Source organism: Nonomuraea sp. NPDC049607, from assembly GCF_040675375.1.
Lineage (GTDB): Bacteria > Actinomycetota > Actinomycetes > Streptosporangiales > Streptosporangiaceae > Nonomuraea.
This window is the reverse complement of the sequence record NZ_JBFAOV010000017.1, coordinates 77,832-93,766: the sequence shown is the minus strand read 5'-3', so window position 1 is coordinate 93,766 and position 15,935 is coordinate 77,832. Positions and strand designations below refer to the sequence as shown.

15 protein-coding genes and 1 riboswitch are annotated in these 15,935 nt (G+C 71.7%); of the genes, 3 read left to right on the top strand and 12 right to left on the bottom strand.

The annotated features are described in order from the left end of the window. Window positions 1-34 precede the first annotated feature (34 nt). From AB0J97_RS29860 to AB0J97_RS29830, 7 genes are all read right to left on the bottom strand, one after another. A complete protein-coding gene (locus AB0J97_RS29860) occupies window positions 35-1,033 on the bottom strand; it encodes a LacI family DNA-binding transcriptional regulator (RefSeq protein WP_357695859.1) in 999 nt (332 codons plus the stop codon). Continuing rightward, on the bottom strand, window positions 1,014-2,423 hold the full coding sequence (locus tag AB0J97_RS29855; protein ID WP_364094495.1) for a GH1 family beta-glucosidase: 1,410 nt from the start codon (window positions 2,421-2,423) through the stop codon (window positions 1,014-1,016). Before AB0J97_RS29855 ends, AB0J97_RS29860 begins: the two co-directional genes overlap by 20 nt. Then, window positions 2,420-3,250, bottom strand: a complete 831-nt coding sequence (locus AB0J97_RS29850; protein WP_357695863.1) for a carbohydrate ABC transporter permease — start codon at window positions 3,248-3,250, stop codon at window positions 2,420-2,422. Before AB0J97_RS29850 ends, AB0J97_RS29855 begins: the two co-directional genes overlap by 4 nt. Continuing rightward, on the bottom strand, window positions 3,247-4,203 hold the full coding sequence (locus tag AB0J97_RS29845) for a sugar ABC transporter permease (protein WP_364094491.1): 957 nt from the start codon (window positions 4,201-4,203) through the stop codon (window positions 3,247-3,249). The genes AB0J97_RS29850 and AB0J97_RS29845 overlap by 4 nt, the downstream gene beginning before the upstream one ends. 57 nt (window positions 4,204-4,260) lie before the next feature. Continuing rightward, complete coding sequence (locus tag AB0J97_RS29840; protein ID WP_364094488.1) at window positions 4,261-5,601, bottom strand: extracellular solute-binding protein; 1,341 nt, start codon at window positions 5,599-5,601, stop codon at window positions 4,261-4,263. 360 nt (window positions 5,602-5,961) lie between these two features. Beyond that, entirely contained in the window at window positions 5,962-7,233 is a 1,272-nt protein-coding gene (locus AB0J97_RS29835) for an RNA polymerase sigma factor (protein WP_364094485.1), read from the bottom strand. A gap of 43 nt (window positions 7,234-7,276) precedes the next feature. After that, window positions 7,277-7,705 carry a YciI family protein gene (locus tag AB0J97_RS29830; RefSeq protein WP_364094772.1) on the bottom strand — a complete coding sequence of 143 codons (429 nt, stop codon included), beginning with the start codon at window positions 7,703-7,705 and terminating at the stop codon, window positions 7,277-7,279. A 165-nt stretch (window positions 7,706-7,870) separates the two neighbouring features. Between AB0J97_RS29830 and AB0J97_RS29825 the strand changes: the two genes are divergently transcribed. Continuing rightward, window positions 7,871-8,689 carry a class I SAM-dependent methyltransferase gene (locus tag AB0J97_RS29825; protein WP_364094480.1) on the top strand — a complete coding sequence of 273 codons (819 nt, stop codon included), beginning with the start codon at window positions 7,871-7,873 and terminating at the stop codon, window positions 8,687-8,689. Between the two features lie 65 nt (window positions 8,690-8,754). On the opposite strand, the gene AB0J97_RS29820 is transcribed toward AB0J97_RS29825, so the two are convergent. The 3 genes from AB0J97_RS29820 to AB0J97_RS29810 all read right to left on the bottom strand — a co-directional run bounded on the left by AB0J97_RS29820 (window position 8,755) and on the right by AB0J97_RS29810 (window position 11,512). After that, entirely contained in the window at window positions 8,755-9,450 is a 696-nt protein-coding gene (locus tag AB0J97_RS29820; RefSeq protein WP_364094475.1) for a CHAP domain-containing protein, read from the bottom strand. A 12-nt stretch (window positions 9,451-9,462) separates the two neighbouring features. Beyond that, window positions 9,463-9,600, bottom strand: a riboswitch (cyclic di-AMP (ydaO/yuaA leader). Window positions 9,601-9,717: 117 nt separating this feature from the next. Then, window positions 9,718-10,671, bottom strand: coding sequence for a Gfo/Idh/MocA family oxidoreductase (locus AB0J97_RS29815; RefSeq protein WP_364094472.1), 954 nt, complete (start codon window positions 10,669-10,671; stop codon window positions 9,718-9,720). A gap of 19 nt (window positions 10,672-10,690) precedes the next feature. Next, entirely contained in the window at window positions 10,691-11,512 is an 822-nt protein-coding gene (locus AB0J97_RS29810; RefSeq protein WP_357695877.1) for an aldo/keto reductase, read from the bottom strand. Between the two features lie 121 nt (window positions 11,513-11,633). Between AB0J97_RS29810 and AB0J97_RS29805 the strand changes: the two genes are divergently transcribed. Continuing rightward, window positions 11,634-12,554 (top strand): hypothetical protein, encoded by a 921-nt coding sequence (locus AB0J97_RS29805; RefSeq protein ID WP_364094468.1) that lies wholly within the window; start codon window positions 11,634-11,636, stop codon window positions 12,552-12,554. Beyond that, window positions 12,551-13,729 carry a DUF6716 putative glycosyltransferase gene (locus tag AB0J97_RS29800; RefSeq protein WP_364094465.1) on the top strand — a complete coding sequence of 393 codons (1,179 nt, stop codon included), beginning with the start codon at window positions 12,551-12,553 and terminating at the stop codon, window positions 13,727-13,729. The genes AB0J97_RS29805 and AB0J97_RS29800 overlap by 4 nt, the downstream gene beginning before the upstream one ends. On the opposite strand, the gene AB0J97_RS29795 is transcribed toward AB0J97_RS29800, so the two are convergent. Together AB0J97_RS29795 and AB0J97_RS29790 are read right to left on the bottom strand one after the other, a co-directional pair. Next, window positions 13,713-14,948, bottom strand: coding sequence for a polysialyltransferase family glycosyltransferase (locus AB0J97_RS29795; RefSeq protein WP_364094463.1), 1,236 nt, complete (start codon window positions 14,946-14,948; stop codon window positions 13,713-13,715). The two genes, AB0J97_RS29800 and AB0J97_RS29795, sit on opposite strands and share 17 nt — an antisense overlap. Further along, window positions 14,948-15,934 carry a glycosyltransferase family 2 protein gene (locus tag AB0J97_RS29790; protein ID WP_364094460.1) on the bottom strand — a complete coding sequence of 329 codons (987 nt, stop codon included), beginning with the start codon at window positions 15,932-15,934 and terminating at the stop codon, window positions 14,948-14,950. The genes AB0J97_RS29795 and AB0J97_RS29790 overlap by 1 nt, the downstream gene beginning before the upstream one ends. Window position 15,935: the final 1 nt, after the last annotated feature.

The following is a 15,935-nucleotide window of genomic DNA, read 5'->3' as shown; positions in this document are numbered from 1 at the left end:
GGCCTGCGAGCAGCCGGGCCAGGATATCCCCTGGTCAGGCCGACTCTCGGCGAACCAGGTGCGTGTCGAGGATCACCACGGGCTGGCGCAGCTCCTCGCCGTTGATGCGGGCCACGAGGAGCTGGGCCATCTGCCGGCCCATGGCCTCGGTCGGCTGGTGGACGGTGGTCAGCGGCGGGTCGGCGTGCAGCGCGGCCTTGGAGTCGTCGAACCCGATCACCGCCACGTCGCCCGGGATCGCCTTGCCCGCGGCCTTGAGCACGCGCATCGCGCCCAGGGCCATCGGGTCGGAGGCGGCGAAGACGGCGTCGAGGTCGGGATGGCTCTCCAGCAGCTCCTGCATGGCGGTGGCGCCGCTCTCCTCGGAGAAGTCGCCGAAGGCCACGATCTCCGGCAGCCCCGAGGGCAGCAGGGCGTCGCGGTAGCCGGCCAGACGGTCGACGCCCACGCCCATGTCCTGGGAGCCGGCGATCGTGGCGATCGCGGCCCGGCCGAGGCCCAGCAGGTGTTTGACCGCCTGCCTGGCCCCCGCCCGGTTGTCCATGTCCACGAAGCTGTAGGGGTCGAGGCCGACGGGCCTGCCGCCGAGCACGGTCGGCACGCCCATCTCCTCCAGCCTGCCCGGCAGCGGGTCGGCGCCGTGCAGCGACAGCAGCAGCACGCCGTCGACGTGCTGCCCCGTCAGGTAGGTCTCCAGCCGCTCGTGCTCCTCGGGGGAGCGCGCCATCGCCAGGATCAGCTGCAGCCCGGTCTCGGCCAGCGCCGAGCCGATGCCGCGGATGGTGCCGGCGAAGTACGGCTCGTCGAAGACCCGGAACTGGGACTCGGACACCACCAGGGCGACCGTGTCCGTGCGGCGCGTGACGAGAGCACGCGCCGCCCTGTTGGGCACGTAGCCCAGCTCGCGGATGGCCAGCTCGACGGCCTCGCGGGCCTTGGCGCTGACGTTCGGCGAGCCGTTGATGACTCTCGACACCGTGCCCCGGCCCACACCGGCCCGGGCCGCGACTGCCTCAAGAGTCGGTCGGTTCATGTCGCCTATTGTGCCGGATGATCTCCGAGTACCAGTGCGCGCTGTCCTTCAGCAGCCGCTCCTGGGTGTCGAAGTCGACGTGGACCAGGCCGAAGCGCTTGCCGTAGCCCCAGGCCCACTCGAAGTTGTCCATCAGCGACCAGGCGAAGTAGCCCTGCAGGGGCACGCCCGCGTCGATCGCCTCCCGGCACGCGCCGAGGTGGGCCTCCACGTACGCCTGCCGCTGCGCGTCGTGGATGCGGCCGTCGGCCAGCACGTCGTCGAAGGCGGCGCCGTTCTCGGAGACCACCATCGGGATCGGCGGGTAGTCCCGCGCCACCCGGGTGAGCACCTCCACCAGGCCGCCCTCGTCGATCTCCCAGCCCATCGCGGTGACCGGCCGGCCGCCGTTGACGAACGAGACGTGCTCGCTGCCCACCCACGGCGAGGCCGTGTCCGTGGGGGCCGCCGCCGCCGACGCCTTGCCGCCGGGCGCGCCGGAGACGGTGAAGCGGCTGTAGTAGTTCACCAGCAGCACGTCGATCGGAGCGTTGATGATCTTCATGTCGCCCGGCCGCACGAGGTCGTCGTCGATCGGGATGTCGTTCAGGACGTCCTCGGGGTAGCGGCCGGTCAGCAGCGCGTCCAGGAAGAACCTGTTCTGCAGGCCGTCGATGCGGCGGGCCGCCTCCAGGTCGGCCTCGCTGCCGGTCTCGGGGGAGATCGCGTACAGGTTGACGCAGCCGCCGGCGCGGCGCGCGTCCATCGCCTGGACGGCCAGGCCGTGGGCGAGGTTGAGGTGGTGCGCGCCCCTGATCGCGTTGCGCGGCTCACGCCGGCCCGGGGCGTGCTCGCCCGAGGCGTAGCCGAGGAACGCGGCGCACCATGGCTCGTTGACCGTGCTGAACGTGTGGACGTGGTCCTTCAGGGCCTCGTGGACGATCGAGGCGTACTCGGCGAAACGGTAGGCCGTGTCGCGGTTGGGCCAGCCGCCCTTGTCCTCCAGCTCCTGGGGCAGGTCCCAGTGGTAGAGCGTCAGCCAGGGGTCGATGCCGTTCTGCCGGAGCTCGTCCGTGAGCCGCTTGTAGAAGTCCAGGCCCTTCTGGTTGACCGCGCCCGAGCCGGTCGGCTGCACCCGGGGCCAGGACACCGAGAAGCGGTAGGCCGTCAGGCCCAGCTCCGCCATGATGGCGACGTCCTGCCGGTAGCGGTGGTAGTGGTCCATGGCCACGTCCCCGTGGTGCCCGTTGAGCACCCGGCCCGGCGTCTTGGTGAAGGTGTCCCAGATGGACGGGCCGCGCCCGTCCTCGGTGACCGCGCCCTCGATCTGGTACGCCGAGGTCGCCGCGCCGAACGCGAAGCCGGCGGGGAAGCGCAGCCCGGGACGAATCTGTTCCTCTTGTGTCGTCACGCCTTGACCGCACCTTCCATGAGTCCGCCGACGATCTGGCGGCCGAATGCGACGAATACCGCGATGAGCGGAATGATGGACAGCGCGGTACCCGCGAAGATCAGCGAGTAGCTGGTCGAGTAGCGCGCGTTGAGCGAATTGATGGCGATCTGCACGGTCGGGTTGTCCGGGGTCAGCACGATCAGCGGCCACATGTAGTCGTTCCACATGAGCATGAAGGTGTTGATGCCCAGCACCGCCATGCCCGGACGCACGGCCGGCAGCACGACGTTCCACCAGATCCGCAGCGTCGCCGCGCCGTCCACCCTGGCCGCCTCGACCAGTTCGTTCGGCACGGCCTGACGCGTGTACTGCGTCATCAGGAACACGCCGAACCCGTTGAGCAGGTACGGCAGGATGATCGCCTTGAGCGTGCCGGTCCACTCCAGGCTCACCATCATGCGGTAGAGCGGGACCACGCCCATCTGCTGCAACGGCACCGCCATCGTCAGCAGCACGAGCAGCAGCAGGATGTTGCGGCCCTTGAAGTGCAGGCTGGCGAAGGCGAACCCGGCCAGGGTCGAGATGATCACCACGGAGACCGTGACGATCGCCGCGCTGATGAAGGAGTTGGTCAGGCCGAGCAGGAAGTGCGCGTCCTCGTTGTTGAGCACCGCCACGATGTTCTCGCCCAGGTTGCCCCCGGGCAGGAACTTCGGCGGCACCGCCACGGCGTCGGAGTTCGTGCGCGAGGCGATGACCAGCATCCAGTACAGCGGGAACGCCGACAGGAAGATGGCCACCCCCAGCATGACCCGCGTCATGACGGTCGGTTTCCAGGCGGTCACTTGGCGCCTCCGATCCGCCGGACGAACAGGAAGTTGACGGCCGCGCCGATGAGGATCAGCAGGAACAGCAGCCAGGCGGCGGCCGCGGCGTAGCCGTAGTCGAACTCGCGGAAGCCCTGCTTGACGACGAACATCGCCACCGTCTGGAACTGGCCCTGGGAGCCGCCGTCCACGTTGCCGTTGTAGAAGGTGGTCGGCTCGGAGAACAGCGTCAGGCCGCCGATCGTGGAGTTGAGCACCACGAAGATCATCGTCGGGCGCAGCATCGGCAGCGTGATCTGCCAGAACTGCCGCCGCCGGGACGCGCCGTCGATGGCGGCCGCCTCGTACAGGTCCTTGGGGATCGTCTGCATGCCGGCCAGGAAGATGATGGCGTTGTAGCCCGTCCAGCGCCAGTCGACCATCGCGGCGATGGCCAGCCAGGACGGGAAGCGCTCGGCCCGCCAGTTGGTCTTCTCGCCGCCGAACATGCCCAGGACCCAGTTCACCAGGCCCCAGTCGCGGGCGAACAGCTGCGTGAACACCACCGCGACCGCGACCACCGAGGTGACCAGCGGCAGCAGCACGCTCATGCGGATCGGCAGGCGCCAGCGGAGCTTCTTGTTCAGCGCGTTGGCCAGGAACAGGGCCATCAGCATCTGCGGGATCGTGGCCAGCAGGAAGATGCCGACGGTGTTGGTGACGGCGTTCCAGAAGTCCTCGTCGGTCAGCAGCGCGGCGTAGTTGCCCAGCCCGGCCCACTTGGTGTCGCCGGCCAGGTCGTAGTCGTAGAGCGAGTAGTAGAGCGTGAAGGCCAGCGGGAACAGCCCGAAGGCGGCGAACAGCAGGAAGTAGGGGGAGACCAGGGCGTACGGCATGGCCTTGACGTCAAGTCGTGAACGCCAGAGGCGGCCGGGAGGGCGGGCACGGCGACGGTTCGTCCGCACCGGCCGCGGATGGAAGTCGAAGCTCATGAACAGACCTTTCGGCGGCAAGCCCGGCCCGCGGATCGCGGGCCGGGCGGAGCAAGATCAGCCCGCGGCCTTCACCGCGTCGTCGACCAGCTGCTGCCAGGCCTTGTCGTAGGCCACCGAGCCGTCGTCCATGCCCTGGATGACCGACTCGACCGCGTTCTTGACCTGCGCGTGCTTCACACCGAGGAAGACCGGCTGCAGGCTCTCCGCCGACTTGGCGAAGATCTCACCGATCGGGGCGTCGCTGAAGAACTCGTTCTTCGCGCCCTGCACGGCGGTGTCGGCCTGGGCCTTGCTGTTGCTCGGCATGTTGCCGAAGTCGGTGAAGATGCTCGCCTCGGTCTGCGCGCTGGTCAGGTAGTCGGCGACCTGCGCGGCCTCCTTCGGGTGCTTGGACTGCTTGGGCACGGCCACCCACGAGCCGCCCCAGTTGCCGCCGCCGCCGGGCACCGAGGCGACGTCCCACTTGCCCTTCATGCCGTCACCGGCGTTGCCCGACACCACGCCGAGCATCCAGGACGGGCAGCCGACCGTGGCGAAGGCGCCCTTCTGGGTGCCCGCCGCCCACTCGTCGGTGAAGTTGCGCAGCTTGGCCGTCAGGCCGGACTGGCTGAGCTTGGAGGCGAAGTCGAAGCCCGCCTTGACCGCCGGGTTCTTGTCGACGATGAGGTTGTTGTCCTTGTCGAAGTAGGCGACGTTGCCGTTCTTGGCCGCCTCCTGGTACAGCACCACGTTGTAGAGCGTGTTCGTGCCGTCGGTGAACTTGGTGTCCTTCACCTTCGCCTGGAACTGCTGGCCGACCTTCATGAAGTCGTCCCACGTCGGCCACAGCGCCGCGACCTTCTCGCGGTCCGTGGGCAGCCCGGCCTTCTTGAACAGGTCCGCGCGGTAGCAGAGGCTCATGCCGCCGATGTCGGTGCCGAGGCCGAAGATCTTGCCGTCGGCGGTGACGCCGTTCTCCCACTTCCAGGCGGGGTAGTCGGCCTTGCGGCCCTCAAGTCCGTACTCCTTCAGGTCGGCCCACCACTCGGGGTGCGCCTTGGCCAGGCCCATACCGCCCTCGTCGATGCCGACGACGTCACCGGCGCCGTTGCCGGACTGCAGCCACTGGATCATCTGGGGCCAGTACTGCTGCTCGAACTGGTCGGTCAGGTGCTCTTCCTTGATCTGGATGTCCTTGTGCTCGGCGTTCCACTTCTCGATGGCGTTCTTGTAGCCGAAGTTGGAGCCGCCGCCGAAGGTCTGCACCCGGATGGTGACGGGCTCGGCCGCCGCCGCGGAGGAAGCGGGGGAGCTGCCGGCGGCCGGCGTGTCGCCGCTGCCGCACGACGCGACGGTCAGCGCCGCCGCGGCCAGGGCTGAGGCCGCGGCCAGACCGCGACGCTTGCTGATCATCATGGGAGACCCCTTCTCGGGTGAATGGTGGGGGAGGTGCACCGCGGCACGCGCTCCGCCGCGGTGGGAGTGTTTGGGAGCGCTCCCACAAAGGGTGCACTTACCGGCTGTGTCCGTCAATCCACCGAAACGGAACCGTTACCAATGGTGCGTTTTGCGCCCCAAAATCAGGATTGAAGGGCACAAAGGGCGCGAAAGGCCGTTTGGGAGCGCTCCCACCTCAAGAGACGTCTTTCGTGCCGCATCAAGGGCATGTCGCCCGGACCCTCCGTGCTTGCTCCGGGTCAGGCCCGGCTGTCACGGAGCGTGACGGCCGCCTGGCACGTTCCAACGTCCGCCCTCCGCAGAGGGGATCGCCGTTCCTCAGCAGGCGGCGGCGCGCTCGCGCAGCAGGGCCCGCTCGCGGGAGTTGCGGGTCATCGAGGCCGCCCGCTCGAACTCCGCCCGCGCCTCGCCGCGCCGGCCCAGCTTGAACAGCAGGTCGCCGCGGACGCTCGGCAGCAGGTGGTAACCCTTCAGCGACGGCTCGTCCACGATCTGGTCGAGCAGCTCCAGGCCCACCGCCGGGCCGTAGGCCATCGACAGCGCCACCGCCCGGTTCAGCTCGACGACGGGGGAGCGGGCCAGCCGGGCCAGCGACTCGTACAGGCTCGCGATGCGCACCCAGTCGGTGTCGCCGGGATCGAGCGCGCGGGCGTGGCAGGCCGCGATGGCGGCCTGGAGCGTGTACGGCCCGGACGCGCCCCCCGGCTTCTCGGCCCGCGCCAGCGCCGCCAGCCCGCGCCCGATGAGCAGCCGGTCCCACCGGGTGCGGTCCTGCTCCAGCAGCAGCACCGGCTCGCCGGACGGCCCCACCCGGGCCGCCGCCCTGGACGCCTGGATCTCCATGAGCGCGACCAGCCCGTGCACCTCGGGTTCTGCGGGCATCAGCCCCGCCAGCACCCGGCCCAGCCGCAGCGCGTCCTCGCACAGGCCGGGGCGCATCCAGTCGTCGCCCGCCGTCGCCGAGTACCCCTCGTTGAAGATCAGGTAGATGACCTCCAGCACGGACGAGAGCCGTCCCGCCAGTTCGGCGCCCTGCGGCACCTCGAACGGGACCTCCCGGTCGGCCAGGGTGCGCTTGGCCCGCACGATCCGCTGGGCGGCGGTCGGCTCGGGCACCAGGAACGCGCGGGCGATCTCGTCGGTGCTCAGGCCGCCGAGCACCCGCAGGGTCAGAGCCACCCGCGCCTCCATCGACAGCGCCGGATGGCAGGCGGTGAAGACCAGCCGGAGCAGGTCGTCCTCGATCTCGTCGGGCTCGGGCGGCTCCTCGGCGCTCTCCAGCCGGTGGCCCAGCTCGGCCAGGTTGCGGGACATGCGCTCGTTCCTGCGGATCAGGTCGACGGCGCGGCGCTTGGAGACCGTCATCAGCCAGGCGCCCGGGTTGCGTGGCACGCCCGACTCCGGCCACTGCTCCAGGGCCGCGACCAGCGCGTCCTGGGCCAGCTCCTCGGCCAGGCCGACGTCGCGGACCAGCCCGGCGAGGCCGGCGATGAGCCGCGCGGCCTCGATCCGCCAGACCGCCTCGACCGCCCGGTGGGCGTCGGAGGCCGTCACCGCCTCGATCGTCCGGGGTGCCTCGGAAGCCGTCATCGGCACATGACACCAGCCGCCGCCCGGGGTCCGCAAGCCTCGGTCAGGGCTCCCACGTGCCCAGGCGCCGGCGCATGGCCCGCTCCCGCTCGACGTCCACCGGGTCGGACGAGGCCGCGTCCGGCGCGTCGGAGGCGTCGTAGACCCGCCACACGTCCAGCGCGATCCCGTCGCAGCCCTCGGGGACGGGCACGCGCAGGGCCCACTCGACGGCCTCCTCCCTGGACTTCACCTGGATCAGCCAGAACCCCGCGATCAGCTCCTTGGCCTCGGCGAACGGGCCGTCGATCACCTTCGCGCGGCCGCCGCTGTAGGCGATCTGCGCGCCCTGCGAGCTCGGGTAGAGGCCCTCGGCGGCCAGCAGCACCCCCGCCCTGGTCAGCGCCTCGTTGTAGGCGTGCATGTTGTCGACGACCTCCTGGCTGGGCACCGCCCCCGCCTCGGTCTCCGCGCTGGCCTTGCCGACGATCATGAACTTCACTCTGCCGTCCCTTCCGCCCGCGATCGCGCCGCGGAGCCGGTCTCACCCGAGCGTCGAACGGGCGCCCGCCGGATCGACACGCGGGGGCGGATCGTTCGTTGTCCAGGGCACGGTACCGGTCGTGCGACCGCGTGGCCGATGTGCCATCCTCGGCCCATGCCCCAACCCGCAGCAGCCGGCCTCCCCGCCAACCGGGCCCTCTGGGACGAGCGCGCCCGCGTCCACGGCTCCACGCCCGCCGACAGGTTCTACGACGTGGACGCCTTCCTCGCCGGCCGGCAGACCCTCTACGCGCTCGAACGCCGCCTGGCCGGCGACGTCGCCGGGAAGGACCTGCTCCACCTGCAGTGCCACTTCGGCATGGACACGCTGAGCTGGGCGCGGCTCGGAGCGCGGGTGACCGGCGTCGACTTCTCCCCGGTGGCGGTCGCGCGCGCCCGCGACCTGGCGGCCGAGGCCGGGCTGGCGGCCACGTTCGTGGAGGCCGACACGCAGCGGCTGCCCGAGTCGCTGGCCGGGGGCTTCGACCTGGCCGTGGCCACGTACGGCGTGTTGTGCTGGATCGGCGACCTGGCCGCCTGGATGCGCGGCGCGGCCATGGCGCTGCGGCCCGGCGGGCGGCTGGTGCTGGTCGACCTGCATCCGGCCTACCAGACGGTGGCCTCGCTCGACCCGCTGGTGGCCGACTGGCCCTACGGCGGCGGCCAGGCCCACCGCGAGACGGTGACCGGCACGTACGCCGACGCCGGCGTGGTGACCGAGGCCCAGGAGACCGTCCAGTACCCGTACTCGGTGGGCGAGATCGTCACGGCGGCGGCGCGCGCCGGGCTCACGGTGGCCGAGCTGGGCGAGCACGTCGCCGTCGAGCTGGACCCGCGCGGGCTGCTGACCGAGGGCGAGGACGGCCGCTACCGGCTGCCGTTCGGGGACTCGCACCTGCCGGTGCTGTACTCGCTGGTGGCGGTCCGGCCCTGAGACGCGGCGAGCGCGCGTCCCTCGTGCGGGACGCGCGCTCGAAGCCGCGCTCGAAGCAGGGGAGGTCAGCCCGCGTACTGCGGGTAGCCGTAGCCGACGACCTGCGACTTCGGCCGGACACGCTCCTCCACCTTGCCGTTGCCGGTGTTGCCCTCGACCGTGGAGATCGTGCCGTTGCCGTTGTCCTTGACGACGAAGCCGACGTGCTGGATGGCGTCCAGGCTCTTGCTGCCGCCCCAGGAGAAGAAGACGACGGCGCCGGGCTTGGCCTCGGTGCCCCAGCGCTTGTTGGCGGCGAACCACTTGGCGTGGGCCACGGTCCAGGCGTCCCAGCCGACCTGCGGGCGGGCGCCGGTCTGCTCGCCGACCCAGGAGACGAACATCGAGCACCAGGCGGCGTTCACGTAGTCCTGGCGGCTGCCGCCGTCGCGGGCGACGGTCTCGGCGGCGCGCTGGGAGTCGGCGTACCACTTCTGGAACTTGGTGCCGCCGCCGTAGGCGTTCTCGGAGATGCCGACCTGGGCCTTGGCCACGGCCAGGACCTGTGCGGCGGTGACGTTGACCTGGGTCTCCCCGGCCCTGCCGGCCTGGGCGGCGGCCTGCGGCGCGACGGCCGAGTGGCCGGTGGAGGCGGCCGGGTCGACGCTGTCGGCGCCGGCGGCGGTGGCGTGGGCGCCGATCGCGGTGGCGATGATGGTCGCGCCGAGCGCGGCGCGGAGGTGGTTGATCTTCGGGGCACGGATGGGACGGTGCTTGGCCATCGAGGGCATTACTCCTTGCTTCCATGCCGCTTACCGGGTTAGCTGACGGGTTCGGACGTGGAAGCTGCCCTACGGCACCGAAGTGCCGATTCACCCCAAAGGACGTGGGTCCCCGGTTCCGCCCGGAGGCGGATTCAGCGGTCACAGGACGATCCTGTGAAATGTCTTGCGATGGTTGGACAAAGCCGGACAAACCGGACGTCTGCCGCGAGATGCCCCACAAGGTAATACATCGGGCAAGAAGAAGGCAAGTGCCTAAAGGCGCAGCTAGGAGAGTTGCCCCCGCGCGTCGGCCAGAAGCCCCATCATGGCAAGGGATTCGTCAAGCGGCATGACGGCGCTCTCGGTCCGGCCCTCGGCCGTGGCGGCGCGCACCTCGCGCAGCTCCCCGGCGTACCCGTTGTCGGCCGGGTCGAGCACCAGCTCCTCCGTCTCCATCGACGGCCCCGACAGCAGCACCCGCTGCGGCGCCCAGAACGGCGCCAGGATGTCGGCCCGCATCGACGTGCCCACCACGCTCGCGTCGTTGGCGTGATGGGCGAGCAGGGACACGTCCACCAGCGCCCGCCGTCCGTCCGGGTAGAGCAGCACCCCGCCCGCCTCCGCGTCGACCCCGCTCGGCGCCAGCGAGCCGGTGATCCGCAGCTCACGCGGCATGCCGAGCAGGAGCTGCGCCAGCCCGAACGGGTAGATCCCCAGGTCGAGCAGGGCCCCGCCGCCCAGCTCCGGCGCCCACAGCCGATGGGCGGGGTCGTAGGGCAGCGCGAACCCGAACGAGGCCCGCACCGAGCGGATCTCCCCGAAACGCGGATCGGCCGCCACCCGCTGGATGAGCGGGTTGAACCGCATCCACATGGCCTCCATGAGGAAGACCCCGGCCGCGCGGGCCAGCGCCACCATGCGCTCGGCGTCGGCCACGCTGGCCGCCAGCGGCTTCTCGCACAGCACGGACTTGCCCGCCGCGATGGCCGCCTCGGCCACCTCCAGGTGCTGGGCGTGCGGCGTGGCCACGTAGACCGCGTCGACGGCCGGATCGGCGCACAGGGCCTCGTAGGAGCCGTAGGCCGACTCCGCGCCCAGCTCGTCGGCCAGGGCCCGCGCCCTGACCAGGCTCCGCGAGCCGACGGCGGCCACCCGCATGCCGGGCTCGGCCACGATGGCCGCCCCCACGGTACGCGCGATGCCGCCGGTCGCCGCTATTCCCCAGGTGAAATGTCGCACGCCCGAGATCGTAGAGCGCTCAGGTCAGGTTGAACGAGTCGGGGTCGGGCCCGATGCGCCGCCCAGAGTTCATCGCGCCGATGGCCACCAGGTCCTCGGAGTCGAGGATGAAGTCGAACACGTCGATGTTCTCCTCGATCCGCGCCGGGGTGACCGACTTGGGGATCACCACGTTGCCGAGCTGGAGATGCCAGCGGAGCACGATCTGCGCGGGCGTCTTGCCGTACTTCTCCGACAGCACGCGCAGCGCCGGGTCGGCCAGCAGCCCCTTGCCCTGCCCGAGCGGGCTCCACGCCTCGGTCAGGATGCCGTTGGCCTCGTGGAAGGCCCGCATCTCGCGCTGCTGGAAGTACGGGTGCAGCTCGATCTGATTGATCGAGGGCGTGATGTCGGTCTCGTCCATCAGCCGGGTCAGGGTGGCGACCGTGAAGTTGGAGACCCCGATGGCCTTGGCCCGGCCGTCACGGTAGATCTTCTCCAGCGCCCGCCAGGCCTGCACGTACTTGTCCTGCTCCGGAACCGGCCAGTGGATCAGGAAAAGATCTACGTAGTCGAGGCCCAGGCGGGCCAGGCTCTCGTCGAAGGCCTGCTCGGCCCGCCCGTGGTCGCCGTTCCACAGCTTGGTGGTGACGAACACCTTCTCCCGTGGCACCCCGGCGGCGCGCACGGCCCGGCCGACGCCCTCCTCGTTCTCGTAGGCGGCGGCGGTGTCGACATGCCGGTATCCGGCGCGCAGCGCGGTCGTCACGGCGTGCTCGGCGTCGTCGGCAGAGACCTGCCAGACGCCGAAGCCGAGCTGTGGTATCTGCACACCGTCGGTGTTGAGCATCAGCGAGTTCATACCCTCCATTGTTCACGTGTCGTTTCTTGCGGCTTAAGCAGGCCGGGTTAGCTTGTGACGGGTCGTGCAAGGCGCTCCACCGGCTGGGGGAAACAGAGTGGTCAGACAGGCGTCGGCCTGGGTGGAGTCTCCGCTCCAGATGCTGTGCGCCGTCGAGGCCCACCACGCCGGGCTGCTCGGCCCGGACACCGTGGTCGTGCCGCGCGCCGGCCTGCGCCCGCTGCGCGCCACCCGCAAGGAGCTGCGCCGCCTCGACCTGCCTCCAGGCCTGGTGCTGGACGAGCCGCGCGAGCGCATGCCGCGCCGCGTCCAGGCGGTGGGCGACGCGTTCTCCGGCAAGGTCCAGGTGCGCTGGCTGACCTCCGACCCCGGCCGCATCGTCGTCGTGGACGACGGCCTGGCCACACTCAGGCTGCTCGAACTGCTGGCCGCCGGGCCGTACCGGCCGCTGCTGCGGGCGCGGGCGACGCCGTCGCGGGCGCGGGCATTGCTAGGTCTGGCCGCCGCGCTGCGGCTGCGGATGAGCCGGGTCTCGGTCTTCACCGCGCTGCCCGTCCCCGAGAAGCTGGCCGACGCCGTCCGCGAGGCGGGCGTCGACCTCGTGCACCACGACTTCGCCTGGCTGCGCGCCCAGCCGCCGAGCACGCAGGGCCCCGCCGAGCGCACGGTCGTCCTCGGCACCTCCCTGGTCCGCAACGGCCTGGTGCACCGCGACCGCTACCTGCGCTGGCTGACCGACCTGGCCGGCCGCGAGCCGCTGGCCTACTACCCGCACCGCCGCGAGGACCCCGTCGACCTCGCGCTGATCAGGGAGCGTCCCGGCATCACCGTGCACGACGCGGGCGTGCCGGCCGAGCTGACGCTGCGCGGCCTTGACGCGGGGCAGCGCGTGCTCAGCCTTCCCTCGACCGCGATCACCTCGCTGCGGGTGCTGCTCGGCCCGCGCGGTGTCGAGGTCGAGCCGGTGGACGTTCCCGACGACTGGTGGACGAGCAGGGCGGCCCCCGACCTGCGATCGCACTTGACAGGAGCTTCCAGGTGAGGGTGCTGGCGGTAGCCGACTCCGACTCGTATCTGAAGTGGGCGGCCTGCCTGCTCGACGACCTGCCCCCGGGCTGCGACACGGAGCTGGTGGTGGTGCGTAGCCCGATCGCGCCCTCGGCCGAGCAGATCGCGGCGGCGGTGGGCGGGCGCGCGGTGCCCCCGGTGCTCTCGGCGCGGTCCCTGCGCCGCCTGGCCGAGCGCACCAGGCCCGACGCGATCCTGGTCGGCTGCACGGGCCCGGTCGTGGACGTGCTGGTGGCCGACGTGCTGGCCGGGCTGCGGCCGGACGGCCGGGCGCGGCCGGTGTTCGTCAGCGGGCTGCCCGGCATCTCGGTCCCGGCCACGGAGAAGGCGTGGCTGTTCCGCAGCGGCTGCGACCTGTTCGTGGTCCACAGCGAGCGCGAGGTGGCCGAGTTCTCCGAGATCGCCGGGCGGCTCGGCGGAGGCGGGGCGGTCGGGCTGGCCCGGCTGCCGTTCCTGCGGCCCGGCGCGGCGGCCGGCGGCGGCGACCGGGTGGTGTTCGCCACCCAGGCCAAGGTGCCGCGGGCGCGGGAGGAGCGCGAGCGGGTGCTGCGGGCCCTGGCCGAGCTGGCCGGACGCCGCCCCGGCCTGGAGGTCGTGGTCAAGCTGCGCGCCCTGGAGCACGAGCGCCAGACGCACAACGAACGCCACCACTACCAGCGGCTCTGGCGCGAGATGGGCGAGCCGGGCCGGCTGACGTTCGCGGCCGGGTCGATGCACGAGCAGCTCTCGCGGGCGGCCGGGTTCGTCACGGTCAGCTCGACGGCCGCGCTGGAGGCCGTCGCCATGGGCGTGCCGTCGCTGGTGCTGAGCGACTTCGGCGTCAGCGCCGAGATGATCAACCTGGTGTTCGAGGGCAGCGGCCTGCTCGGCACGCTCGACGACCTGGCCCTGGGCGACTTCCGCCCGGCCGAGCCGCGGTGGTGCGAGGCCAACTACTTCCACCCCGCCGGGCGCGACGACTGGGCGGACCTGCTGGCCGGACTGGCCGCGGAAGGGGGGCGGCCGCCCGCCCGCTCGCTGCTGGACGGCCCGGAGCACGCCGCGGCCCGCCGCCGGGCCAGGTTGCGGGTGGAGGTGCCGCCCACGATGTTGCGGGCGGGCTACCGGGCCAGGCGGCGGGTGCGCCGCTACCTCAGATCGCTGACCTGATCTTCCTGCGCAGCCTGGAGAGCGCCGAGGGCGGCTCGGCCAGCCCCAGCGTCTCCAGGCGCTTGCGCTTGAAGTAGCGCGGGTCGAACGCGACCCCCGACGGGCGCAGCTCGGGATAGGCGTCGGCCTGCATGCAGTAGCCGACCGCGCGCACCAGCGCCGGCAGGTCCGTGCGCGGCGGCCGGTCGATCACTCCGTCGGCGCCCAGCCGGGGCAGCAGGGCGTCCACGATCGTGGCCGGGATCCTGTTGCTGTTCTCGTACGGCGTGAGCCGGTCCAGCACCAGGCCGGTGCCGAAGGTGGCGACCGGCAGGCCGAAGTAGCGCATGGCGGTCACCAGTCCGGTGGAGAAGCAGCCCACGACCAGCTCGGGCCGCAGCGCCGCGAAGCACACCTCGGCCGGCACGCTCTCCCCGGCCACCGTCAGCCGTACCCCCAGGGGCTCGGCCGCCGCGCGCAGCAGTTGCGCGTGCCGGCGTCCGGCGGCCGGGTGCGGCTTGAACACCACGCTGGTGCAGCCGCGGGCGACCAGCGCGCCCAGCATCGAGGCGTGCAGCCCGGCCTCCTCCTCCGGCGTGACGATCTCCAGGGCCGACAGGTACTGGCCGAGGATGACCGCCTGCCCGGAGAGCATGTCCGGCGCGGTGGCGGCCACCTCGCGCACGACCGCGAGGAAACGCTCCTCGGGCAGCACCACGGGCGGCACGCCGTACTCGCTGAGCAGCAGCGGGGTCAGGCCGGGCACCAGGTCCAGGTGCAGCAGCCGCTCGATGCGGCGGGAGATCTCGGCCGGCAGCGGGTCGCGGGTCGGGCCGTAGCTCATCAGGCCGTCGGAGTAGACGGTGATCGGGCAGTCGCGCACCAGACCGGCGATCGTGCGCGCGGGCGGCACCGCGATCGACTCCAGCACCAGCTCCTCGACGTCGTCCAGGGCCAGGTGGGAGCGGATCAGCCGCTCGAACATCGGCACCTCGATGACCCGCGCCCGCCAGTCGGAGGGGTGCAGCGGGGCGATCAGGTCGTTCCAGGAGTGCACCTCGTCGAAGCGCGAGCGCAGGACGGCGAAGCCGGGCGCGCCGTCGAGCGGCACCGACACCTCGGGGATCGCCGCGTTGTTCGACACGATCAGCACGCGCCGGCCCGTGCCGAAGCGGCCGTCGTCGATCGCGGCGGCCAGCGACATGGCGCCGAACAGCGTCGAGGCGTAGAAGACCTTCATCAGGAGTCCTCCCGATCCCGGCGGATCCGGACGTGGGGGCTGGGGGGAATGTCGGGCACCAGGGCGCGCAGCAGGGCCTCCCGCTCGACGGCCATCCGCAACACCGCGTCGGCCACCAGCGCGGACGGCAGCCCGCGGACCATCTGCGCGCCGCGCTCCTCGAAGCGGGCCCGCAGCGCGGGCGTGAACCGGCCCGCGAGCTCCAGGTGGTGGGCCAGCAGCGCGCAGAAGTTGCGCGCCGCCTTGGGCAGGAACTCCGGCTCCAGGTCCTTGAGGACCAGCTCGAAGGCGTCGAAGAAGTGCAGTTGCCGCTCGTCGCCGATCTGCGTCAGCGAGCCGGACACCAGGCGCCGGTAGAACACCCCGGCCATCGACACCACCGCGAACGTGGCCGCCTCCCGGTGCAGCCGCCAGATCCACGGCCGGTCCTCGGCGGTGTGCAGCGAGCCGGGGAAGTGCAGCAGGTCCCGCAGCGAACGCCGGTAGACCCCGGCCCACGCGTACGGGTAGTCCACCATGGTCCGCACCCCCGCCGGCAGGATCGCCGCACGGGGGTCGAGCACCACGCCGCGGCGCGACAGCGGGGCCCGGTGCACCACCCGCTTGCGCCCCTCCACCTGGACGTGGTCCACCCGGACGAAGTCGCAGCCGAGCCCGTCGATGGCCGCCACCAGCCCGGCCAGGTAGCCGGGCGCCAGCCAGTCGTCGCCGTCCATGAACGTGACGAACCGCCCCGAGGCGGCCGACAGCCCGGTGTTGCGGGCGTCGGCCAGCCCCACGGGGGCGGGGTTGCGCAGCACGGCCAGGCCGGGCAGGTCACGGGCGAAGTCGGCGATGATGTCCGGGGTGGCGTCCACGGAGCCGTCGTCCACGACGATGAACTCGAAGTCGTGCCGGGCGTTGCGGGCGAGCGAGGCGAGCGCGTCGGCGATGAAGCGCTCGCCGTCACGCACCGGCACGACGACGGAGAGAGTGGTCGGCGTCATG

Coding starts and splice junctions, on each gene's coding strand:
- AB0J97_RS29860 (WP_357695859.1), bottom strand. CDS start 1,033: ATGAACCGACCGACTCTTGAGGCAGTCGCGGCCCGGGCCGGTGTGGGC.
- AB0J97_RS29845 (WP_364094491.1), bottom strand. CDS start 4,203: ATGAGCTTCGACTTCCATCCGCGGCCGGTGCGGACGAACCGTCGCCGT.
- AB0J97_RS29840 (WP_364094488.1), bottom strand. CDS start 5,601: ATGATGATCAGCAAGCGTCGCGGTCTGGCCGCGGCCTCAGCCCTGGCC.
- AB0J97_RS29835 (WP_364094485.1), bottom strand. CDS start 7,233: ATGACGGCTTCCGAGGCACCCCGGACGATCGAGGCGGTGACGGCCTCC.
- AB0J97_RS29830 (WP_364094772.1), bottom strand. CDS start 7,705: ATGATCGTCGGCAAGGCCAGCGCGGAGACCGAGGCGGGGGCGGTGCCC.
- AB0J97_RS29825 (WP_364094480.1), top strand. CDS start 7,871: ATGCCCCAACCCGCAGCAGCCGGCCTCCCCGCCAACCGGGCCCTCTGG.
- AB0J97_RS29820 (WP_364094475.1), bottom strand. CDS start 9,450: ATGGCCAAGCACCGTCCCATCCGTGCCCCGAAGATCAACCACCTCCGC.
- AB0J97_RS29810 (WP_357695877.1), bottom strand. CDS start 11,512: ATGAACTCGCTGATGCTCAACACCGACGGTGTGCAGATACCACAGCTC.
- AB0J97_RS29795 (WP_364094463.1), bottom strand. CDS start 14,948: ATGAAGGTCTTCTACGCCTCGACGCTGTTCGGCGCCATGTCGCTGGCC.
- AB0J97_RS29790 (WP_364094460.1), bottom strand. CDS start 15,934: ATGACGCCGACCACTCTCTCCGTCGTCGTGCCGGTGCGTGACGGCGAG.